The 20,810-nt window shown below is 67.8% G+C and carries 27 protein-coding genes and 1 tRNA gene; 19 read left to right on the forward strand and 9 right to left on the reverse strand.

Features of this window, described 5'->3' with window-relative positions:
- Positions 1-11: 11 nt before the first annotated feature.
- Entirely contained in the window at positions 12-317 is a 306-nt protein-coding gene (locus I7X12_RS04300; protein WP_123533187.1) for a hypothetical protein, read from the reverse strand.
- Positions 318-536: 219 nt separating this feature from the next.
- Between I7X12_RS04300 and I7X12_RS04305 the strand changes: the two genes are divergently transcribed.
- Both I7X12_RS04305 and I7X12_RS04310 read left to right on the forward strand, forming a co-directional pair.
- Positions 537-1,922, forward strand: coding sequence for an adenylosuccinate synthase (locus I7X12_RS04305; protein WP_198062638.1), 1,386 nt, complete (start codon positions 537-539; stop codon positions 1,920-1,922).
- Between the two features lie 202 nt (positions 1,923-2,124).
- Positions 2,125-3,234, forward strand: a complete 1,110-nt coding sequence (locus tag I7X12_RS04310) for a glutamate-cysteine ligase family protein (RefSeq protein WP_198062639.1) — start codon at positions 2,125-2,127, stop codon at positions 3,232-3,234.
- A 58-nt stretch (positions 3,235-3,292) separates the two neighbouring features.
- Here the strand turns inward: I7X12_RS04310 and I7X12_RS04315 are convergent, their stop codons facing one another.
- A complete protein-coding gene (locus I7X12_RS04315) occupies positions 3,293-3,472 on the reverse strand; it encodes a hypothetical protein (RefSeq protein ID WP_198062640.1) in 180 nt (59 codons plus the stop codon).
- A 137-nt stretch (positions 3,473-3,609) separates the two neighbouring features.
- On the opposite strand from I7X12_RS04315, the gene I7X12_RS04320 reads away from it, so the two are divergent.
- Positions 3,610-3,804 carry a methytransferase partner Trm112 gene (locus I7X12_RS04320; protein WP_006885672.1) on the forward strand — a complete coding sequence of 65 codons (195 nt, stop codon included), beginning with the start codon at positions 3,610-3,612 and terminating at the stop codon, positions 3,802-3,804.
- Positions 3,805-3,853: 49 nt separating this feature from the next.
- On the forward strand, positions 3,854-4,432 hold the full coding sequence (locus I7X12_RS04325; protein WP_198062641.1) for a DUF7524 family protein: 579 nt from the start codon (positions 3,854-3,856) through the stop codon (positions 4,430-4,432).
- 30 nt (positions 4,433-4,462) lie between these two features.
- Here I7X12_RS04325 and I7X12_RS04330 read toward each other — a convergent pair whose 3' ends face one another.
- A complete protein-coding gene (locus I7X12_RS04330; protein WP_198062642.1) occupies positions 4,463-5,689 on the reverse strand; it encodes a DR2241 family protein in 1,227 nt (408 codons plus the stop codon).
- Between the two features lie 211 nt (positions 5,690-5,900).
- Between I7X12_RS04330 and I7X12_RS04335 the strand changes: the two genes are divergently transcribed.
- The 4 genes from I7X12_RS04335 (at position 5,901) to I7X12_RS04350 (ending at position 10,498) form a co-directional block, all read left to right on the forward strand.
- Positions 5,901-6,926: a M48 family metalloprotease gene (locus tag I7X12_RS04335; RefSeq protein WP_198062643.1), complete on the forward strand. Its 1,026-nt coding sequence runs from the start codon at positions 5,901-5,903 to the stop codon at positions 6,924-6,926.
- Positions 6,923-8,020, forward strand: a complete 1,098-nt coding sequence (locus tag I7X12_RS04340; protein ID WP_198062644.1) for an outer membrane protein assembly factor BamB family protein — start codon at positions 6,923-6,925, stop codon at positions 8,018-8,020. The genes I7X12_RS04335 and I7X12_RS04340 overlap by 4 nt, the downstream gene beginning before the upstream one ends.
- Positions 8,021-8,107: 87 nt before the next feature.
- Positions 8,108-9,166, forward strand: a complete 1,059-nt coding sequence (locus tag I7X12_RS04345; protein ID WP_198062645.1) for a LolA family protein — start codon at positions 8,108-8,110, stop codon at positions 9,164-9,166.
- A 141-nt stretch (positions 9,167-9,307) separates the two neighbouring features.
- Positions 9,308-10,498, forward strand: a complete 1,191-nt coding sequence (locus tag I7X12_RS04350; RefSeq protein ID WP_198062646.1) for a LolA family protein — start codon at positions 9,308-9,310, stop codon at positions 10,496-10,498.
- A gap of 40 nt (positions 10,499-10,538) precedes the next feature.
- On the opposite strand, the gene I7X12_RS04355 is transcribed toward I7X12_RS04350, so the two are convergent.
- The 4 genes from I7X12_RS04355 to I7X12_RS04370 all read right to left on the reverse strand — a co-directional run bounded on the left by I7X12_RS04355 (position 10,539) and on the right by I7X12_RS04370 (position 12,001).
- Positions 10,539-10,850, reverse strand: a complete 312-nt coding sequence (locus tag I7X12_RS04355) for a DUF7521 family protein (RefSeq protein WP_198063784.1) — start codon at positions 10,848-10,850, stop codon at positions 10,539-10,541.
- Entirely contained in the window at positions 10,847-11,200 is a 354-nt protein-coding gene (locus I7X12_RS04360) for an ArsR/SmtB family transcription factor (RefSeq protein WP_198062647.1), read from the reverse strand. The genes I7X12_RS04355 and I7X12_RS04360 overlap by 4 nt, the downstream gene beginning before the upstream one ends.
- A 91-nt stretch (positions 11,201-11,291) precedes the next feature.
- Complete coding sequence (locus I7X12_RS04365) at positions 11,292-11,660, reverse strand: DUF7521 family protein (protein WP_198062648.1); 369 nt, start codon at positions 11,658-11,660, stop codon at positions 11,292-11,294.
- Positions 11,657-12,001: an ArsR/SmtB family transcription factor gene (locus tag I7X12_RS04370; protein ID WP_198062649.1), complete on the reverse strand. Its 345-nt coding sequence runs from the start codon at positions 11,999-12,001 to the stop codon at positions 11,657-11,659. Before I7X12_RS04370 ends, I7X12_RS04365 begins: the two co-directional genes overlap by 4 nt.
- Positions 12,002-12,104: 103 nt before the next feature.
- Here I7X12_RS04370 and I7X12_RS04375 point away from each other — a divergent pair, with 103 nt between their 5' ends.
- Positions 12,105-12,263 carry a hypothetical protein gene (locus tag I7X12_RS04375; protein ID WP_198062650.1) on the forward strand — a complete coding sequence of 53 codons (159 nt, stop codon included), beginning with the start codon at positions 12,105-12,107 and terminating at the stop codon, positions 12,261-12,263.
- Between the two features lie 19 nt (positions 12,264-12,282).
- Here I7X12_RS04375 and I7X12_RS04380 read toward each other — a convergent pair whose 3' ends face one another.
- Complete coding sequence (locus I7X12_RS04380; protein WP_198062651.1) at positions 12,283-13,158, reverse strand: CbiX/SirB N-terminal domain-containing protein; 876 nt, start codon at positions 13,156-13,158, stop codon at positions 12,283-12,285.
- 112 nt (positions 13,159-13,270) lie between these two features.
- Here I7X12_RS04380 and I7X12_RS04385 point away from each other — a divergent pair, with 112 nt between their 5' ends.
- From I7X12_RS04385 to I7X12_RS04405, 5 genes are all read left to right on the forward strand, one after another.
- Entirely contained in the window at positions 13,271-13,825 is a 555-nt protein-coding gene (locus tag I7X12_RS04385) for an NUDIX domain-containing protein (RefSeq protein ID WP_198062652.1), read from the forward strand.
- 59 nt (positions 13,826-13,884) lie between these two features.
- Positions 13,885-14,358 carry a DUF7523 family protein gene (locus I7X12_RS04390; RefSeq protein ID WP_198062653.1) on the forward strand — a complete coding sequence of 158 codons (474 nt, stop codon included), beginning with the start codon at positions 13,885-13,887 and terminating at the stop codon, positions 14,356-14,358.
- Positions 14,359-14,415: 57 nt separating this feature from the next.
- Complete coding sequence (locus tag I7X12_RS04395; protein WP_198062654.1) at positions 14,416-14,709, forward strand: DUF433 domain-containing protein; 294 nt, start codon at positions 14,416-14,418, stop codon at positions 14,707-14,709.
- Positions 14,710-14,916: 207 nt separating this feature from the next.
- Positions 14,917-16,401 carry a cysteine--tRNA ligase gene (cysS, locus tag I7X12_RS04400; RefSeq protein WP_198062655.1) on the forward strand — a complete coding sequence of 495 codons (1,485 nt, stop codon included), beginning with the start codon at positions 14,917-14,919 and terminating at the stop codon, positions 16,399-16,401.
- An 81-nt stretch (positions 16,402-16,482) separates the two neighbouring features.
- Positions 16,483-17,130 carry a DUF6517 family protein gene (locus I7X12_RS04405; protein WP_198062656.1) on the forward strand — a complete coding sequence of 216 codons (648 nt, stop codon included), beginning with the start codon at positions 16,483-16,485 and terminating at the stop codon, positions 17,128-17,130.
- A gap of 42 nt (positions 17,131-17,172) precedes the next feature.
- Here I7X12_RS04405 and I7X12_RS04410 read toward each other — a convergent pair whose 3' ends face one another.
- Positions 17,173-17,346, reverse strand: coding sequence for a hypothetical protein (locus I7X12_RS04410; protein ID WP_198062657.1), 174 nt, complete (start codon positions 17,344-17,346; stop codon positions 17,173-17,175).
- A gap of 122 nt (positions 17,347-17,468) precedes the next feature.
- Between I7X12_RS04410 and I7X12_RS04415 the strand changes: the two genes are divergently transcribed.
- The 5 genes from I7X12_RS04415 to I7X12_RS04435 all read left to right on the forward strand — a co-directional run bounded on the left by I7X12_RS04415 (position 17,469) and on the right by I7X12_RS04435 (position 20,157).
- Entirely contained in the window at positions 17,469-17,639 is a 171-nt protein-coding gene (locus I7X12_RS04415; RefSeq protein WP_198062658.1) for a hypothetical protein, read from the forward strand.
- Positions 17,636-18,613, forward strand: coding sequence for a magnesium/cobalt transporter CorA (corA, locus tag I7X12_RS04420; protein ID WP_198062659.1), 978 nt, complete (start codon positions 17,636-17,638; stop codon positions 18,611-18,613). The genes I7X12_RS04415 and corA overlap by 4 nt, the downstream gene beginning before the upstream one ends.
- A 129-nt stretch (positions 18,614-18,742) precedes the next feature.
- The gene (locus tag I7X12_RS04425) at positions 18,743-19,324 is read left to right on the forward strand and encodes an FxsA family protein (RefSeq protein ID WP_198062660.1); all 582 of its coding nucleotides are present in this window, start codon (positions 18,743-18,745) and stop codon (positions 19,322-19,324) included.
- A 122-nt stretch (positions 19,325-19,446) separates the two neighbouring features.
- Positions 19,447-19,520: transfer RNA gene (locus I7X12_RS04430), tRNA-Ile, on the forward strand.
- Positions 19,521-19,944: 424 nt separating this feature from the next.
- Positions 19,945-20,157, forward strand: a complete 213-nt coding sequence (locus tag I7X12_RS04435; RefSeq protein ID WP_198062661.1) for a hypothetical protein — start codon at positions 19,945-19,947, stop codon at positions 20,155-20,157.
- The last annotated feature ends 653 nt before the right edge of the window (positions 20,158-20,810 follow it).

Here is a 20,810-nt window from a genome sequence, read left to right on the forward strand (position 1 = left end):
GACTCCGAAAATCAGTTCTCGACTTCGGCCGCTTCCTCGATTTTCATCCCTTCGAGCTTCTCGATGATGTGGTCGATCTTGCCGTCCAGGTCCTCGACGAACTCCCCTGTCTGTTCGGTCGTGATAGCCCCCTGGCTCGACGGCTCGATGAGGTTCTCCTCCTCGAGCACGCGCAGCGAGTAGCGCACCTTGTGGTGCGGGTAGCCCGTCTCGTTGGACATCTTCACGATCCCGATCGGTTCGTTCTGGATCACCATCCGCAGTACCTGCAGATGCCGCTCCAGCATGTCTACTTCCTTCTCAAGTCTGTCTATCATGGCAATTGTTAACTTGTGTTTGAGGGTTTTAAAGGTTGCTGTCGGGCAGAGAATCGAAGGAGGGCGGACGGGCTTGGGGTGTCGCGCCGTCGTCGGACGGTCGCGCGACGAGCAATCAGTTTCGAGCTTCACTGTGGTAGCAGTTAACGATTCCGGTCACAGGGACGGTCGACCGCCGGACCGTAATCTGTTTACACCGGCCCACGGAATCTCGGGTGTATGACCGTCACCATCGTCGGTTCGCAGCTCGGCGACGAGGGGAAGGGTGGCATCGTCGACGTGTACGGCGCCGAGGCCGACGTCGTCGTTCGCTACCAGGGCGGCGACAACGCCGGCCACACCGTCGTCCACGAGGGCGAGGAGTACAAGCTCTCGCTCGTGCCGAGCGGCGCGATCCGCGGCAAGGTCAACGTACTCGGTAACGGCTGTGTCGTCAACCCCCGCACGCTGTTCGACGAACTCGACGCTCTCCGCGAACGCGGTCTCGATCCCGACGTGCGCGTCGCCCGACGCGCCCACGTCATCCTGCCGTATCACCGCCTCCTCGACGGCATCGAAGAGGACGTCAAGAGCGAGGACGACGACGAGATCGGCACCACCGGTCGCGGCATCGGCCCCACCTACGAGGACAAGGCCGGTCGCCGCGGCGTCCGCGTCGGCGACCTGCTCGACCCCGAAGTGCTCCGCGGCCGCCTGGAGTACGCCGTCCCGCAGAAGCGGGCGCTCGTCGAGGAGGTGTACGACCTCGACATCGAGGACCTCGAAGACCCCGAGGCGCTCGACCTCGAGGCCCTCTACGACGAGTTCGCCGGCTACGGCGAACGGCTCGCCGAAGAGGACATGACCGTCAACGCCGGCGACTTCCTGGCCGACCGACTGGCCACCGGCGACAACGTCATGTTCGAGGGCGCGCAGGGTACCGTCCTCGACATCGACCACGGCAACTACCCGTTCGTCACCTCCTCGAACCCGACCGCGGGCGGCGCCGCCGTCGGATCCGGCGTCGCGCCGGGCGTCGTGGGCGACGGCGAGGTCGTCGGCATCGTCAAAGCGTACCTCTCGCGGGTCGGTAGCGGGCCGATGCCCACCGAACTCGGCGGCGTCCCCGGCGACACGCCGGGCTACGACGGCGACCCCGAGAACCCCGAGACCGAACGGGAGGAACTCGCCACGCACATCCGCGAGGCCGGCGGCGAGTACGGCACCGTCACCGGTCGCCCGCGGCGGGTCGGCTGGCTCGACGTGCCGATGCTTCGCCACGCCGCTCGCGTCAACGGGTTCACCGGTCTGGCCGTCAACCACATCGACACCCTCGCCGGCCTCGACGAGGTGAAGGTCGGTCACGCCTACCGGCTCGACGGCGAGGACCTCGACACGATGCCCGCCACCACCGAGCGGTGGGCCGACTGCGAGGCCGAGTTCCGCAGCTTCGAGGGCTGGGCGGACTGTGACTGGGCCGAGGTCGCCGCCGAGGGCTACGACGCGCTCCCCGAGAACGCGAGGACCTACCTGGAGTACCTCGAAACCGAGCTCGACGCCGACGTGTACGCCGTCGGCGTCGGCCCGGGTCGCGGAGAGACGGTCGTCCGCGAGAACCCCTTCTGAGCCGGCCGGTCGCCGGACCTCTCGGTCGATCGGGCCCGGACGAGACCCGCGCAATATTTTCCGCTCCGCGAAAGCTACTTGTTCCGTCGCGCCCGCATGCGAATGTGTAGCAAAGGCACGCGAACCCTCGCCCGAGTACCAGATATCGAACACCGAACAGCTGGGCAGTGGTGGGCCGCGGCCGGAATCACACGAGATCACAGTGTCAGCACACGACTCACCGATACGGCGGAGCGTCGAGGTCGAGTACTGGGTGATAGACGAGCGGGGGCGACTGACGACGCCGGGGTCGCTCGTCGAGGCGACACCCGGTGCCGAGCGCGAGTTCGTCGAGCCGCTGCTGGAGATAAAGACGACACCCTGCGAGACGACGGGCGCCCTGCGCGACGAACTCCGCGAGCGCGTGACCGCGGTGCTCGACCGCGCCGACGAGGTCGGCAAAGGGCTCGTCCCGCTCGCGACGCCGGTCCACGCCGAAGCGATAGAGGAGATCCCTTCCGACCGGACCCGCGTGCAGAACCGAGTCGTCGGGTCCGACTTCGAGTACGTCCGCCACTGCGCCGGGACGCACGTTCACGTCGAGCAACAGCCGGGCGTCGCGGTCGACCAGCACAACGCCTTCGTCGCGCTCGACCCGGCGCTGGCGCTGGTCAACTCCTCACCGTACTTCAGGGGCCAGCGCCTCGCCGCGGGCGCGCGTTCGAAACTCTACCGCTGGATGGCCTACGACGACCTGCCACATCAGGGTCGGCTGTGGCCGTATGTCGACGACCGCGAGGAGTACACCCGGCGACTGGAACGGCGATACGAGGACTTCGAGACGGCGGCCATCGACGCAGGAGTCGAGCGCCGCGCGGTCGCCGAGCACTTCGACCCCGAGAGCGCCGTCTGGACGCCCGTGCAGTTCCGCGAGCCGTTCTCGACCGTCGAGTGGCGTTCGCCAGACACCGCGCTCCCGAGCGACGTGGTCCGCCTCGCCGACCGGCTCGCCGCGCTCGTCGAGCGTCTGGACGAGGTCGAGGTGCGAATCGAAGGCGACCGCGGCCGGATCGGTCACGACGAGATCGTCTTGCCGGAGTTCGACGCCATCATCGGCCACGTCAACGACGCGATCCGGGACGGCCTGGCCTCGGCGTCGATCCGGAACTACCTCGACCGGATGGGGTTCGACGTGGACGCCTACGACCCGGTCGCCCACGAGATCGACGGCCGGGCGACGGTCTCGCCCGACACGGCTCGTGACATACGCCTCGAGCACGCCGACCGGCTCGCGGCCGACGTTCGACGGGTCGGACCACTCACCGGCGACTGACCGTCCGCCACGAACCGACCGCGCCGACGCGACGAACGACCGCCCGGCCGCCGCCCGCTCACGCGTGGTGGTGGACCCAGTCGCCGAACTCGACGAACGACGAGCTGTCGCACCCACCGCAGGACGCCGGCGGTTCGAAGCTGTGGTCGCCGCCCGACTCGTGGATCGGGGTCCCGGCGTGGACGATCTGGCAGCGTTCGCAGACGTATCGTTTCGGTTCTTCGGCGACGTGTGCCATGCAGTCACTATCGTCGTGGACCCGATAGCGCTGCTGCCGGCATCTCCCGGCCGGTCGATCGCGGGGGGTGAGCCGAAGTTCGAGGCGCTCGCCACCCGTCCGGCACGCTTTTTTGCCACCGTACCGGAGGTGCGGGTATGAAAGAGGACCTGCTGGACATCGTCTGTTGCCCGCTGGACAAGCACGACCTCGAACTCGACGCGACCGAGCGCGAGGACGGCGAGATCGTCACGGGGACGCTGACCTGCACCGAGTGCGGCGAGACGTATCCGATCGAGGACGGCATCCCGAACCTGCTGCCGCCGGACATGCGCGACGAAGCGCCGGCCTGAGGCGGAACGGCCCTGAACCTTTTTCTATCGGCCGCGCCGACTGAGTGACGTGCCAGGGGATACGCTGCCCGTCCACGTCAACCGGGAGTCGCTCCACGCGCTGGAGGTACCCGACGCCTTCGAGACGGACGGGTCGTTCGACGTCGGCGTGGTCAACCACGGCGGGTCGGTCCACGTCCACATCCACCTCGACGACGACCTCTCGGAGATCGCGACCGTCGAGGCCGGCAACCACTTCGTCGACAGCGAGAGCCGACGGACGGTCCACGTCAGCGTCGACGGCGCGGGCGAGGCGACCGGAACGCTGAAGATCGCCTCCGCCTACGGCGCCGAGACCCGCTACGTCACCGTCCAGATCACCGAGCCCGAGGAGACCGAACGGACCGTCGAAGTCGACGAGTCCCTCTCACAGCCCCAGCCCCGCCAGTCCGACGCCGGCAGTGACGGCGCCGCGACGGGCGCGCTCGCCGCCAGCCCCCAGCTGGTCGTCCTCGCGCTCGGCGTCGTCGCGCTCGGCGTCGCAACGGCCCTCGCCCTACTGGTCGACGAGGTCGTCGTCGTCGCCGGCGCGCTCGCGGTGCTGGTCGGCGTCCTCGTCGCCGTCTACATCGCGCTCGCCGGGGAGTAACCGTCGGACTGTGCGGCCCTGCCGTCGCGCTCACTCGCTCGCTTCCTCGTCTTCCTCGGCCTCGTCGGCCGACTGGTCGTCCGCACCCTCGGCGTCGGCCACCTCGGGCTCGGTCGGGACGCCCGAGAGGTTCCCCTCGTCGTCGAACCGCTTTGCCCGCAGGAACCGCGCGCGATAGCGGTTGGCGTCGTCTTTCACGTCGGCCTCGCGGATCTCGTCGGCGCGGCCGTCGGCCACCGCGTCGACGATCGCCTCGACCTGTTCTTTCTCGCTCGGCGTGAGCTCGAACTCGTAGGTCCGGGACTGTTCGCCCTCCAGTTTCGTCCACCGACGGGCCGCGGAGACGACGACCGAGCAGGGCTCGCGACACGGGAACTCACCGTCGCCGCCGTCCACGTCGAGGTCGGTCTCCTCGTCGTACTCCCATTCGCGTCGTTTGAGACACTGCGAATCGTCGCAGCAGGCCTCGGCGACCCAGTTGACGTGCTCGTAGCCCTCGCCGCGGTCCCAGGTCTTGACGACGCCGTAGATCCCGCTCTGGCGGTCGACGGTGTCGCGCCAGTGCGTGACATCGAGGTCGGCCTCGCGGCTCGCGGGTCGGTCCTCCCCGCTCGTTCCGTCCGCGGGCTCCCCCTGGTCGCCCGCGCGTTCGCGGTACCAGTTGGCGACCGTCGCCGGGTAGAACCGCTCGACGGCGGTGACAAGGTCGGTGGGACTCAGGTCGGGGAAGCGCCAGCCGGTCTGTAGCGTCGGCGCCGTCTTGAGCGGCCGGTAGCGGTCGCGGTCGTCGTGTTTGGCGATGTCCCGGGCGTCCAGCGGGTCGTCGTGGTCGTCGAGGTCGGCCGGGTCGGCGTCGGCATCGTCGACGTGTCGTAGCTCGTAGCGCCGCGTCCCGGTCTCGTCGGCGGTCACGGTGATCCGGAGTTGGCCCCATTCGCGGGTGACGCCCGCTTCGAGCGCGTCGTAGCGGTCGGGGACGCGTTCGTCGTCGGCGCGTTCGAGCCAGCGGAGGAAGGCCCACCGCTCGTCGGCCTGGGGCGCCTCTGCGTGCCAGAAGTACCAGTTGGTGACGTGGGCGGCGTAGTCGGTCGCGGCGTCGCTCAGGTCGTCGTCGTGGACGACCCGCTTCGACCCCTCGTCGGTGGCGAGGACGTACCCCTCGCCCTCCCGTTCGGCCGCGAACCCGTCGAACTCGATGCCGTCCGCAGCGGCCTCGGCGACCGCCGCCACCTGCGCCGGGTCCACCTGCGCGTTCATACTCGAAGCGAGGGACCGACTCGGAATAAAGCCCTCCGTCTGCGCTCTCGGGCGGCCCCGGGCCCCTCCGCGACCGCCTCGGTCGCCGGTCCACTCACCGGAAAACGTATGACTCCCTCGGACGGATCGGTCGAGCGATGCGACCTCGCCCTCCACGCGACACCCGACGCGACCGACCGCGGACGCACCGACGACCACCGAGGTGACCCCCATGGAGTGGGAACCCGACCGCGGGCTGACGGCCCGGATGGCCCTCGCCCTGGCGCTCGTGGCCGTCCTCCCCGTGGCGTTCGTCTACGCGTTCGTCTTCGCGGCCAACACCGTCGGCGTCGAACTGCTCGCGTGGGCGACCGAAGAGCCCTGGAACGGCCGGTTCTACGTGAACCCGCTGCTGGCGGTCGGTGCCGTCGCCGTCGGCTTCGTCGCCCAGTTCGCCCTCGGCGACGCCGTGGCGCTGCGGTCGGTCGACGCCCGCCGCGTCGACCGCGAGGACTATCCCGACCTAGTCGCCCGCGTCGACCGCCTCGCGCAGGTGGCCGACGCGTCGACCCCACGGGTCGCCGTCAGCCGCTCGTCGGTCCCCAACGCCTTCGCAGTCGGCGCCCGCCCCTCGAAGGCGACGGTCGTCGTCACGGAAGGGCTGCTCGACGCGCTCGGCGACGACGAACTCGACGCCGTGCTGGCCCACGAGATCGCCCACGTCCGCAACCGCGACGTGGCCGTGATGTCCCTCTCCTATTTCCTCCCGTCGCTCACCTACTTCGTCGCGATCGCGGCGTTCTACGTCCTCAAAGGGGTCTTCTACGTCGGCGGCGGCCTCGACGACGTGGACGGCGACGGCGCGAAGGGGGTCGTCGTCGCCATCGCCGTGCTGGTCGTCAGCGCACTCGTCACGCTGGCGATCTCGGTCATGTTCTGGCTGGCGAGTTTCCTCCTCTTTCGCGTGCTCTCGCAGTACCGCGAGCACGCGGCCGACCGCGGCGCCGCTGCGCTCACCGGCGACCCCGCCGCGCTCGCATCGGCTCTGCGGGTCGTCGACGACGAGATGAGCGACGCGCCCGACCGGGATCTGCGAGCGATCGACGGCGGGCTCGAAGCGCTGTACGTCGCGCCAGTCGACACCTACCAGTTCGGCGAGGAGCGCGAACTGCTCTCCAGCGACATCTTCCCCGCCACGCACCCCTCGACCGAAGAGCGCGTCCAGCGGCTGGAGGAGATGGTGGGTGAGCGGGCGTGACCTCCCGACGGCGGTTTCTCAGGCGTACCGGTGGTGCGCTCGGCCTCGGGCTCGGCGGCGGGCTGGCGGGCTGTGGCTACCGACCGGGCGGCGGGGACGTCCGGTGGCGGGCGAGCGGCAACTTCGCCAGCTTCCCGACGGGGGCGCTCGAGGTGACCGACGGGCTGGTCGTGACCGTCGCCGACTCGACGACGAGCTTCGACATCGACCGCGAGGAGTGGGTCTCGGGCGGTCGGGTCACCGCCTACTCGACGGCGGACGGCACCCAGCTGTGGAGCGACCACCTCGACGCCGACCTCTCGTGTCACGCGGTCGGCGACGGCGGCGCCGCGGTGGGGTTCGACGGGACGGTCGTCCGGTACGGCGCCGACGGGAGGCGATGGCGGTTCGCGGTGGACGAGCCCCTGCTCGCGCTCGGAGTCGCCGGCGAGTGGGCGTACGGTCTCACCGAGTCGGGAGCGCTCGTGGCCTGCTCCGACGGCGTCGAACGGTGGTGGGTCGACCTGGAGCCGGAACTCGGCGGTGCCGACGTCGGGTTCGACCCGGTCGTCGCCGCGAGCGCCGACGCGGTGCTCTGCTCGGTCGGCGGGACCGTCCATTGCGTCGACCCGAGCGGCCGGCGACGCTGGGCCCGGTCCGAGGTCGACGCGCGCCGGTTCTCGGTCGTCGACGGCGAGGTCTTCGCGTCGAGCGGAACCGGACTGGCCGCGCTCGACGGCTCGACGGGTGAATCCCGGTGGATAACCGACGACCGGGTCGGCCGGTTCGCGGTGACGACCGACGCCGCCTACTGCGCGTTCGACGCCGAGCTCCGTGCGTACGACCGCTCGGGCGACCTGCGGTGGGCGATCCCGGACGACCGTCGATCCGGTCGGAACCGTCCCGGGCTGGACCGACCCGACTATCAGGGCCGCGTGGCCGCCGATTCCGAGGGCGTCTACGTCGATTCCTCGGCGGGGCTCGCCGCCGTCGCCCCTTCCGACGGGCGCGTCCGCTGGCGACTGTCGAACAGGACGCTCTCTGCCGGCCCGTACCTCGTCGAATCGGGGGTGCTCGTCGTCGACGATGGAGAACTGGTCTGTCACTACCGGTGATCCGACACTCATAAACCTTTCCCAGACTCGCCGGGTCGACAGAACTGCGTCGGACCCTAAGTACGGTCCGCGGGTAGGAGAGAGTGCATGGTCCCTACTGACCTCCGACCCTCCGCGCTCGGCCTCCTCCTGGCCGCGGCAGTCGTCTTGAGCGGGTGTTCCGCTGCGACCGGTCCGCTCGGCGACGGCCAGCAAGCGGCCGTCGCAGACAGAGTCGAACAGCGAATGAACGACATCGACGGGTTCAGCGCCACTCGAACGAATACCGTCACCGTCGACGGCGAGACCCAGACGAGCCGCGCCGAGGTGTGGATCCGGCCCGACACCGGACAGAGTCGTTCTGAGGCGCTCTCGCCGGAGCGTCAGGCCGGTGACGTGACCGTCGTCGGCGACGACGTCACCTGGTACTACGACGCCAGCGAGAACCTGGCGACTCGAACGAACGTCACGATCCCCGACTCGACCGGCGCCGGAATTGGCGGGCAGCTGAGCCGGCTCGTCGAAGACCGGTCGGTCGTCTACGACGGCGAGGTCCAACTCGAGGGCCAGTCCGTCTGGAAAGTCCGGCTCCTCCCCGGCAACGAGAGCGACGACCGAATCACGAGCAACGTCACGATGTGGGTCGACACGGAGAAGCGATTCCCGGTGCAGGTCCGCTACGCGACGTCCGGCGAGCTGAACGTCACCGCCACGGTCCACTACGACGACCTGACGATCAACCCCGGAATCGACGACGCGCGGTTCACCTACGAGCCGCCCGCGAACGCCACCGTCGAGCGTAACTCTGTCGACCTCCGAACGTTCGAGACGCGCTCCGAACTGGTCGCGTCGGCGAACGCGACCGTGCCGGACCCAGAGGTGCCCGACGGGTTCGACTTCGAGAGCGGGTCGACCATCGACGGCGCCGTCTCGATGCAGTACTCGAACGGCTCCGCGTCGGTGTCGGTCACGCACGCGCCCGACGCGGCGGGGCCGCCCTCCGACCGCGGCGAGTCCGTTTCCGTCGGCGACCACGACGGCCGATACGTCTCCATCGGCGAGACCGGCAGCGTTCAGTGGACCTGCGACGACGGTCGTCTGAGCGTCACCGGCGACGTCGACCGCGGGACGCTGCTGACGGTCGCCGAGTCGATCGGTTGCCCCTGACGCCCCGGCTACCCGGCGTCGGCGCCCCGTGACCGTCACCACCGCCCCTCGGATCGACCCGACGACCATCGACCCGGTCCCCACTGGCGCCAGTTGCCCTCCCGAACGTTTTACCACCGGACGTGCGGATAGCCCGATACGATGCGTACGCCCTCCATCTCCGAGCGCTCCGTCCACCGTCTCGCGCTGCTGGCAGTCGTCGCGCTCGCGGCGGTGTCGGCGGGGTGCGCCGTGACGGGCGGTGGCGACGGTCTCCCCGACGGAGCAGCGGTCGAACAGCGACTCGAATCACTGGACGCGCTCGAGGCGACGGTCGTCTACGACCTGAACGGCAGCAGCGACGTGAACGCTTCGCGCAGCCACACGATCGCTCGCCTCGACACCGGCGAATCGAGAAGCCGAGTCGTATCCGGGTCGGACGAGACGCTGACGGTCTCGAACGGCTCTCGGACCTGGCTGTACAACCGGTCGGCGAACCGGGTTCGGATCCTCGACCTGAACACCTCGGCAGAGAGTCGGAACAGTTCGTTCGAGTCCTACGTGACCGTCTTCGAACGATTACGGGCGAGTGCTACCGACGAGTCGACGCCGGCCGAGATCTCTCAGCTGCCGGTCGTCCCTGCGGCCGGCGGAGGCGGTTCTTCGCCGGTCGCCGGGTCGCTGTCGTTCTACGGTAACGTCTCGCTGACGTACAACGGCACCGAGACCGTGGCCGGTCGGGAGACCTACGCAGTCACGATCGAACCACTGAGAAACGACTCCGCTATCGGCACCGTCGAGCTGTGGTTCGACACCGAGTGGTACTATCCGATCCGGTCCACGACTTCGGTATCAGTCGGCGACGACCGGACCGTCGTTACGACTACCTACCGCAACGTCACGTTCAACCCGGACGTCCCACCGGGCACCTTCGAGTTCGACCCACCGGCGAACGCGACCGTCGTCGAGTCGACCTACGAGAGTCGGTCCTTCGAGTCCCGCGAGTCGCTCGCGGCGGCGACCGACATCGAGGTTCCCGACCCGAACGTTCCGGCACGGTACCGCTTCGAGAGCGGGAGTCTGACCACTTACCGCGGCAACGAGACGGTCTCGATCCGGTACACGAACGGCTCGGCGATGCTGCTGGTCAGCAAAGAGCCGGACGCTATTCCGCCGACGCCGGCGAACGAGAGCGGCGAACGCGTCGACATCGCGGGTCGCGAGGGACGGATTAGCGAGGTGCTCGACGAGCGGCTGCTCACCTGGCGCTGCGAGGGAGTGACGTACAGGGTTGTCGGCCCCGCGTCGCGCGAGACGCTCGTCGAGATCGCCGTCTCGATGACCTGCGAGTGACGGGGGTCCGGTGAGCGTTCCGACCACGAGTGCCAGTGGCCTACGGTCGGCTGTACAGCGAGTAGGTGATGAACGCGAGGCCGGCGAACTGGAGGAGCCTGACCACGAGTCTGAGCGGGTCGCCGACCGCGGCCGGGAGGACCTGCAACCGGAGCAGGAGCGTCCCGAAGAAGGCGAGCGAGAACGACACGGCGGTCAGCAGGACGAGACCGACCGAGAGGTAGCGCATCGATCGGCTGTCGTTGCGACGAAAGCCCCGGTAGGCCTGGTAGCCGACGACGAGGCCCAGTACGGTGGAGCCGAGCGAGACCAGCACTGCGCCGAACTGCGCGGCAGTGTACCCCCAGATCATAGGTCCTGCCACATCCTGGTGAAGCGGTCGGCGACGTCTTCCTCGGACGCCGGACGGCGGTCCAGTTCGACCGACCACTCGCCGTCTTCGAAGGTGACGTTGACGCCTCTGAGTCGAGAGGCGTAGACGCTGTAGTGGTGGCCGCCGGGGTCGAACTCCGTCTGTTCCTCGACGAGGTCGTGTTCTTTCAGACGGTCGACGCGCCGATATATCGTCGACTCGGACGCGTCGCACCGGTCGCTGAGCGTATCTACTGGCATGGGTTTGGCACTCGTGGCTGCGAGGATCGCGCGGGCGTACTCGTCTTCGAGGAGCGCGAGTAACTCCGCCTCGTCGCGATCGTCGCTCACACCGGCCCGTGGACCGTCGGCGGCTTAAAAACCCGCCGTCGGTCGCAGAGTCTGGGACCGTGCCGGAGTCGCCCCGTCGGTATCCCGTCGCTCACCGCCGGGGCATCCACAGCCCGTAGAGGATGCAACAGAGGCCGACGATCGTCGCGAGGTCGGCGGCCAGCGCGAGCGCGGTGCGGACGGTCGACCGCAGTCCGGGTGCGAACGTCGCGACCGCGTCGAGGGCGGCGAACCCGCCGAACAGGACGCCCGGCGTCCAGAACGCGAGGAAGAAGCCCGCGGCGACGAACAGCATGGGGAGGCTCTCGTTGCGGCGGTACCCGCGGTAGGCGACGTAGCCGACGGCGAACCCGAGGATCGCGATGACGGCGGTCGTGATCCCTGGGATCAGCCCCTCGGCGGTCGCCGCGAAGTGCAGCGGTGCGACCGGTTCGGGCGCATCGGGCAGTGGAACGCTCATCTCAGGTCCTCCACGAACTCGGTGAACCGGTCGGCCATCCGCCCGCGGCGGGTGAGCCGTATCTCGAACCCGTCCTCCGTGAGGTCGACGACGGCGCGGTCGAGGGTCGCCGTGTACACCTTGTAGTGGTGGCCGTCCTCGCCGGCGCGGGTCTGCTCGGCGACCAGCTCTTCCTCGCGCAGTGTCTCCAGTCGGCGGTAGACCGTCGGGCCGGACACCGAACAGCGCTCGGCGAGTTCCGTCGCCGAGAGCGCCTCTGCGGCCGTGGCTTCGAGGATCGTCCGAGCGCAGTCGTCGCCCAGCAGCGACGCCACGGTGTCGATATCGGTGTCCTCATCCACACGTAATCACCGTCCGCTCGGAGCGTCAAACCGGGCGTTGGACTTCACTCGGTGAAGCCGCGGCTACCATCTTAATTGGTTCGGCGCGGTAGGGTCGAGTGCAATGGTCGCAATCGACGAAACCACCCTCGGCCTCGCGTTCGCCGTGCTCGGCGTCGTGTTCTCGATCGCGTGGATCGCGCTCGGGCTGTACGGCATCAACTCCCTCCGGGAGATCCGAGCGGCGCTCGCCGACGACGACACGGACGGCAACGGTTCCTGACCGGTCGGCCTCGCCCTGCTCAGTCGTCGGCCGGCTCCGCGCTTCCGGTCTCCGCTCGCACGCGCTCGACGGCGTCGGCCACGTCGGCGCCCGCGTCGGCGGCCCGTTCGAGCACCACGTCGGCCATCAGCGGCTCGGTCCCCACCGCGCCGGAGTACCAGATCCGGTGGCCGTCGACCTCGGCGGGCGTGTCCCACCCCTCGCGGTAATCCTCCGTGAGCCCCATGTCCTCGGGGATGTCCTCCTGGGTGTGGTAGCCGTCGGCGACGAACAGGGGCACGACGACCACGTCCTCGCTGTCGAAGAAGTCGGTCACGTCGTCGACCTCGGGGTCCTCGTCCATGAACAGCGCCTCTACCTCGTCGAACCGGTCCATCTCGCGGATGCGGTCGGCGTGGTACTCGATAGCTTTCGCGGAGTTCTCGTTGCGCTCGGTGCCGTGACCGACGACGGCGAGGCCGAACCCCTCGCCAACGTCGGGGTCGCCGGTCACCGACTCGGCGCGGCGGACGATCACGTCGCTCATCGCCTCGTGGGTGCCGACGGGGCCGCAGTAGTGGACCGTCTTGTCCACGTCGGTCGGTCGGAGCGTCGCGTGAGTGGCGCTGGTACCGTCGGAATCCCAGGCATCGGGGTCCCAGCCGTCGAGGCGCAGCTCCCGCGGAATGACGTCCTCGGTGAAATACCCCTCGGAGATGAACAGGGGGACGACGTACACCTCGTCGCTCTCGACGGTCCGCAGGACCTCGCGGAAGGAGGGTTCCTCCTTCCAGAAGCCCTCGCGGACCTCGTCGAAGGCGCCAGTCGCGCGGATGGTGTCTGCGTGGTCGAACGTCGGCGCGCTCGACCCCGCGTTGAGGTGCGAGCCGTGGGCGACGATGACGAGCGCTTCCATACCCGCGCCTTGGGAAACCCGCATCTTAGGGGTGTCGTTGGTAGTCGCCGACCCTCGACCGAGGAATGACAGTTCGAAAACAATATTGCGGTTCGGCTGATGTATCGAGCCGATGTCGGAAGACGACACTGCTGTCACCGCTCCGGACCCGGAGACGGTCGCGGCCCGCGACGGCGTCACGGTCGACGAACGGACGCGAGCGTTCCCGGACGAGCAGTTCGACGCGCTCCGCGACCGATACGAGCGGATCGACGGGGTCGTGCTGGTCGGCGTCACTCGCGACGACGGCGCGGTCCTCCTCCAGGGAGGAGACAACTGGTCCCCGCCCGGCGGCGAGGTGGACCCGGGCCAGGACTGGGCGAGCGCCGCCGAGTCGGCCGTCGGGGCACTGACCGGCGTCGAGGTCACCGTCGAAGCGGCCGAACTCGTCGAATACAACGAGTTTCACCGGGAGGGGGACAGCGACGACTCGTTTCGAGCGCCGGTGGTCCACTTCGGCGCGTCGCTGGCCGGCGACGCCGACTCGTTTCGCGAGGACCCGACCGTCGCCGACGACTGGGACCACCCCGCGTTCAACCCCGAGGCGGTCGACCTCGCCTGGTTCGATGCGGTGCCGGCCGACGCCGACCCGAGCCACGAGGACCACATCGCCCTGTACTTCGACTGACCGGCGCGTCCGGCCGCCGTCCCGGTGACTTTTTGATCGTCGTCCGCATCCAGACGCGCATGACACTCGCCGCGGACACCCGCGCGGCCGTCCGGCGCCACCCGTTCCTGTACGACGCGCTCCGGGCGGGCGTGGTCAACTACAGCGCCGCCGCCCGCTTTCTCGACGTCGACGGCGAGGCCGATCCGGTCGTCGCCGCCCTGCGCCGCTTCGCCGAGGACCTCCCCGACTACGACCGCCCCGGCGACTCGCCGCCGGTGAGCATGCAGAGCGGCCTCGGCGAGGGCGACCCCGCCGACGCCCTGCTGGCGGTCGGCGATCTCGCGCTCGTCCCCGACGAGGGGTCGCTGACGGCGATCACCGCCGGCGGCGAGGCCGACGCCGCGGCGCTCCGGGAGGTGCTCGGTCGGTTGGAAACTGCCGGGGTGGCCGTCGAGGCCGCGGCGGTCGGCGGCGGGTCGCTGGTCGTGGTGGTCGGCCGTCGCGACGGGGCGGACGCGGTGCGCGCGGTCGAGGACGCGCTGGCGGTGTAAGTTCGTCGAGCGAACGGGGCCGACAATTCAACTCGGAAGACGACCGATCAGATAGTAATGGCTACACAGGCGCGCTGGATCGTCGACGACGAGGAGTCGGCCGTTCACGACGAACCGCACATCGCGGACAGCCGGATCACGGTACGTGCGGTCCACGAATGGGTCGAAAACGGCGACCTCGACCCGGAGACGGTCGCCGGTCGGCACAATCTCGACATCGCCGCGGTCTATCACGCGCTCGCGTACTACCACGAACACCCCGAGCGGATGCGCGAAGTCGAACGCGACCGCGAGCGGACTATCGAGGCGAATCGCGGGCGGGCGGTCACCGGCCCCGACGACCTCGAATGACCGTCCCGGTGCTCGCCGATGAGAACGTCGACCACCGAGTCGTCCACCGGCTCGAACACTACGGGGTCGACGTCCCGGATGGCCACGTTTTTTACATGGGCGAAAACTGGCTCTAACCCACCACCGACGCCCTCGCGGCGTAGGTACGCGGCATCGCCCGCCGCCCATCCGCCAGCTTGAAACGCCGGGCCGCGTAGACTCCCGGTAATGACGCTCCAGCTTTCGAACACGCTCACGGGCGAGCGCGAGGCGTTCGAGCCGGTCGACGACGAGCAGGTCACCCTCTACCTCTGCGGTCTGACGACCTCGGACCCGGCCCACGTCGGCCACGCCCGAACGTGGACCCACACCGACGTGGTCCACCGGTGGCTGGAGTACCTCGGCTACGACGTGCGCCACGTCGAGAACTTCACCGACGTGAACGAGAAGATCGTCGCCCGCGTCGGCGAGGTCGGCGACGACGAGGAGAGCGTCGCTCGCCACTACACCGAGTCCTTCATCGAGGACATGCGCGCGCTGAACCTCAAACGAGCCGACGTCTATCCGCGGGTTTCCGAGCACGTCGACGAGATCTTCGCGATGGTCGAGACGCTGGTCGAGGCGGGCTACGCCTACGAGTCCGACGGGTCGGTGTACTTCGACGTGACCGCCGACGACGACTACGGCAAGCTCTCCAACCAGGACGTCGAGGCGTCGGAGGTCCAGGGCGACGAAGCCGAACTCGCCGAGAAGCGCCACCCCGCCGACTTCGCGCTGTGGAAGGCCGGCGGCGTCGACCCCGACGATATCGCCCAACACCGCCACGACGAGGCGGCTCCCGCCGAAGCGGCCGCCGAACAAGCGCAGACCTGGGACTCGCCGTGGGGCGAAGGCCGCCCGGGTTGGCACATCGAGTGCTCGGCGATGTCGACGACCCACCTCGGCGAGACCTTCGACATCCACGTCGCCGGCTCCGACCTTGTCTTTCCCCACAACGAAAACGAGATCGCACAGGCCGAGTGCGCGACGGGCCGGGAGTTCTCGCGCTACTGGCTCCACACCGGGATGGTCCAGGTCGAAGACGAGAAGATGTCCTCCAGCCTGCGGAACTTCACGACCGCCCGCGGGGCCATCGAGGAGTTCGGTGTCGACACCCTCCGGACCTTCTTCGTCTCCACCGTCTACTCGGCGGACCCGACGTTCTCCGAGGAGACGCTCGCCGAGGCCGAGGAGCGCTGGGAGCAGCTCGAACGCGGCTACGAACGAGCGGTCGAGGCCGCCGACAGCGTCGACGCCTACTCGGACGCCCCGGATTCGGACCTCGCGGCAGCAGTCGACGCCGCCCGCGCGGACTTCGAAGCGGCTATGAACGACGATCTGAACACCCGCGAGGCGATGGCGGCGCTGCTCGAACTCGCGTCGGCGGTCAACGCCCACGTCGACGAGCGCGACCGCTACGACTTCCCGGGACTCAAGCGGGCCATCGACGCCTTCGAGGAGCTCGGTGGGGACGTGTTCGGTCTCTCGTTCGGGACGGCCGACGGCGGCGAGGTACGGGTCGCCGAGGACCTGGCCGAACTCGTCCTCGACCTGCGCGAACGCGAGCGCGAGGCGGGCAACTACGAGCGCGCCGACGAACTCCGCGACCGCCTCGACCACATCGGCGTCGCGGTCGAAGACGGCGACGACGGTCCGACCTACCGGTTCGAGTAGCTGCCGTCCGCTCCGGACCCGATCCGTCGCACCGTGGCCCGTGCCGGCGGGTTTATCCCCCGTCGCGATAACGTCGGTGACATGTTACGGTCACGTGAGGTCGGTATCGGAGTCGCGCTCGTTCTCTTGCTGGCGACCGCCGGTTGCGTCGGCTTTCTGACGGGGGACGCGCCGCTCGGGTTCGCCGCGAACGCGACCGAGGTCGACGACGCGACGCTCGAGGAGACCGAGTACCGGCTCGCGCACAGCGCCTCGCCCAATAGCACGCAGAACGTCACCGTCGGGGGCCAGACTCGCCAGGTCGTCGTCTCCAGCGAACTCCGGCGGTACAACCGCACCGTCGCGCTGGCCGAGGGCATCGAGGGCGAGTTCGCGCGTGCGACCGTCTTCACGTCGCCCGCCGCGACGGTCGCGGGGACCTCGGTCAACCCCATCGGGTCGCTCTCCGACGAGGGGCTCGTCCGCCGGTTCGTCGGCGCCTCTTCGGGCCTCGCGAACGTCGAGTTCCGGTCGAACCGCTCGGTCGAATTCCTCGGCGAGTCCCGGACGGTCTCGGAGTACGCCGCCACCCGGTCGATGGGTGGCGTACGGACGAACGCGACGATCCACCTCGCGACGGTCGAACACGACGGCGACTTCGTGACCGTCGTCGCCGTCCACCCGGAAGCGGTCGACGAGCGCTCGCGAGTCGACGCGCTGCTGGCCGGCCTCCGGCATCCGCCGGCCTGACGGGCTCGGCGACGGTCGCGTCCGGTTCCTGTCGAACCGCGATTAGCCGCCGCCGCCGGCGACGCCGCTGCCGATCGCGGCGCCGCAGTCGGCACAGCCGACCACGTAGAAGCGCTTGGAGGAGCGGAACAGTCCGGCCATCTTCGCGTCCATGTCGACGAACTCGACGTCTTCCTTCGCGGCGAGTTCGGTCTCGCATTCAGGGCAGTGGACCATACACTCGCCCACTCCGCGGGGTTCGGTAAGTGTCTTGTCCCGCCCGCGGGGGGGTGCAGTGGGGCGGCGGCCGAGTGCTGCGGTCGAATACGCTTTTGTCGCTCGCGGTCGTCCGAGGGTGCATGAGGGCGGCATTCTCGCTCGGCCTGGCGCTCACGGCGGTCGGCACCGCTGGGTACGCGGTCGGCGTCGCGGCGCCCTACCCGGGCCGGTCGCTGTCCGTAACCGCGGTCATGGTGGGGGTTACGCTCGCGGCGATCGGACGGGCAAAACTCCCGGAGGACGAGCCGTGACGACGGCGCTCGTCTACCGCGCCGAGGAGGTCACCGAGTACGACGACCTCGACGCGGCCCGCGCCGCCGACGGGACGACCTGGGTCCACGTCGCCGACGCCGACCGCGTCGAGATGGAGCGAGTCGCCGATGCGTTCGATATCCACCCGCTCTCGGTCGAGGACGTGTGCAACGGTGTCCGCCCCAAAGCCGAGGAGTACGACGACTACACGCTCGTCGTCGTCAAGCGCGCCACCCTCCGTGGCGGCGAGACCACCTTCGACGAGGAGATCCGGGACGTGCCGGTCGGCGTCTTCGTCGGCCCCGACTGGCTAGTCACCCTCTCGGCCGGTCCCGTGGACCCGGTCGACCGCGTCCGGCAGGCCGTCCGCTCGGGCGACGAGCGGCTGCTCCACCGCGGGGCCGACTTCACCGCCTATCGCGTCCTCGACGTGGTCGTCGACGAGTACTTCGCCCTGCTCGACGAGATCGAGGACGATATCGAGACCGTCGAGGACGCCGTGACCACCTCGACGAACATCGAGACGCTCGAAGCCATCAACAGCGTCCGCCGCGAGCTGCTCTCCTTTCGCAAGCTCGCCTGGCCCACCCGCGAGGCCGTCGGCGTCCTCGCCAGAGGCGACCCCGCCCAGATCGACGAGGAGACCGAGAAGTACTTCCGCGACGTGTACGACCACCTCGTCCAGCTGGTCGACCTGACCGAGACCTACCGTGACCTGGCCTCGGGCGCGCGAGACATCTACCTCAATACCCTCTCCCAGTCCACCAACGAGGTGATGAAGGTGCTCACCGTCGTCGCGACTATCTTCATCCCCCTCACCTTCGTCGTCGGCGTCTACGGCATGAACTTCGGGTCGAGCCCCTACAACATGCCCGAACTCGCCTGGCCCTACGCCTACCCCGCCGTCATGGTCGGCATGTTGCTGGTCGCGCTCGTCATGCTCTCGTACTTCCGCGGTCAGGACTACATCTGAGTGATTGCACTCCGAGGAGAAGCATTCGCCCGCGGCTCGCTCGCGGCAGTCACTCCCGAGAGACGTCACGCCGAAGGCGGGGGCGACCCCGCTCGAAAAGTGTTTGAGTCGTCGGAGACAAGTCGGGGTATGCTCCGGTATCTGGGGTTGCTGTTGCTGGTGCCGCTGCTGGACTCGCTGTTTCTCGTCTTCGTCGCGACACAGATCGGTGCCCCGCTGACGATCCTCCTCGTCGTCCTGACCGCCCTCCTCGGACTGTTGCTCGTCCGCGCCGAGAGCCGCCACACCATCCGCGAGATACAGCGGAAACTCGCCGTCGGCGAACTCCCGACGAACGAACTGTTGGACGGCGCTTTCCTGCTCGTCGCGGGCGCGCTGACGCTGACGCCCGGCCTGGTCACGGACGCGATCGGCATCCTGCTGCTCGTCCCGTTCACCCGCGCACCCGTCCGCTGGTTCGTCCGCGAGAAGATACTCGTCCCCTACATGGACAAGAAAAGCGGCGGGTTCGCCACCGGCAACGTCTACATCGGCGGGTTCCCCTTCGGCGGCGAGGGTGGCCCGAACGTCGGCGGCCAGGGGCCCAACGTCGGTGGGCAGGGTCCCGGTCCCGCCGGCCCCTCCGACGGCGACGCCTACGACCTCGACGAGGACGCGTACGACATCGACTTCGAGGACCGCGACGGCGACGACCGCCGCGGGTTCGACTGACTGGCGACCCCGTCGACGACACCCTGTGGACCCGTACCACAGAACCGCCACACGGCGCGGCTATCGACGCCGAAGGGTAACTGTTAAAGTCCCCCGTCGGAAAGGTATGGATGCGTTCGACCGGGCCAATAGCTCAGTTAGGTTGAGCGCTCGGCTGATAACCGGGAGGTCCGCGGTTCAAATCCGCGTTGGCCCACTCAGTTTCCTCCTATCGCGCAATGACCAGACGTGAGTGTACTCACTTAAAGGTTCGTCCGCGGTTCGATTTCATTCCATCTACGAATGAGCGAGGTGGGGCGACGTATTGCGATTTGACGAAATCGAACTGACGAGAGAGTTACCGCTATTTTCAGCCGAGATTAGTCAACCCCCTCATTCCTATCCGCCACTCCAGAGAAAATAGAGGAATGACAGCAGAGGGACGGTCGGATGGTTGGCCGCAGTCGGGTCTGCGGTCAGTCTCTCAGCACCGCCCGACTGACCCGCCTGCCCTTTGTGCGGCTCAACACACCGCGACCGTTCACAGTCTAACGACAGTGAGGGGGATGGGGGCATTGCTATCCATGTAATCATCTGATTGTTCCCAAACTTATTACTCAAGCAAAGGTAGTATTCTGACTATGGGCGTAGTTCGGGCCGCATCGAAGCTTGCCGTGGTGATGGGTATACTCTGGCTGGTAGCAATCATCTTTCAAGGAGAGGTTTCGAGGGCTGAGCAGGCTGCGTTAACCGTCACTACAATAATTGAGACGATTTCAGCACTCCCAAAACAAACTCTCGTCGCGTTATCCATCATAGGATTCTTCGGTTTCATACTGTGGTCCGAAGAATGAGGTAGTGAACATTGCCCTGCCTGATTGATGAGGGCAACCGCCTGTCGCCAATAGTGAGTCGATAAACGAATCGTTGTACAACGTACTGTTGTAAAAGATATACTCTCCCCCAACAATCACCATCAAGGAACGGATCGGGATTGGTTCCTTGACGGATTTGTGCCCACTGTGTTGTTCCAACAATGGGGCTTCCAACGTCGACCACTCGTCTCGGGGTTGGTTCCCCAAGGCACCCATCTATGGATGTAGTACATCAGTCCCAATCACGGGACCATCCCTCCACGATCACCAGTCTAAGGAGGGCGAGGCAGTTGGCTTTTTCAATTGCCGTTTCTGCCAAGTGTCTGAGTGGTTCGTTCTGTCGGCTTGACCTATAGTATGTTCTGAGGATTTGTAAAACCGTCGTTCACGTCGTCCGCTCGAACAAATCGATGAATACAGCAATCACGATAATCGCTTCGAGAATCATCATTTGGTTGTTCACCACCTACGGACCCGTCTCCACGCAAGATAATAAACAGACGCTTCGGATTACATCCGTTCGACAGGGAAGAAGTCGGTGTATAGATTGTCCGTTACGTCGTCTCTGTGGATCGTCATGGTTGAGCCGTCCCCTACCACTCGGAGATTGATGAGTGTTCGTGAGATGGCTG

The organism is Halosimplex litoreum (assembly GCF_016065055.1).
Lineage (GTDB): Archaea > Halobacteriota > Halobacteria > Halobacteriales > Haloarculaceae > Halosimplex > Halosimplex litoreum.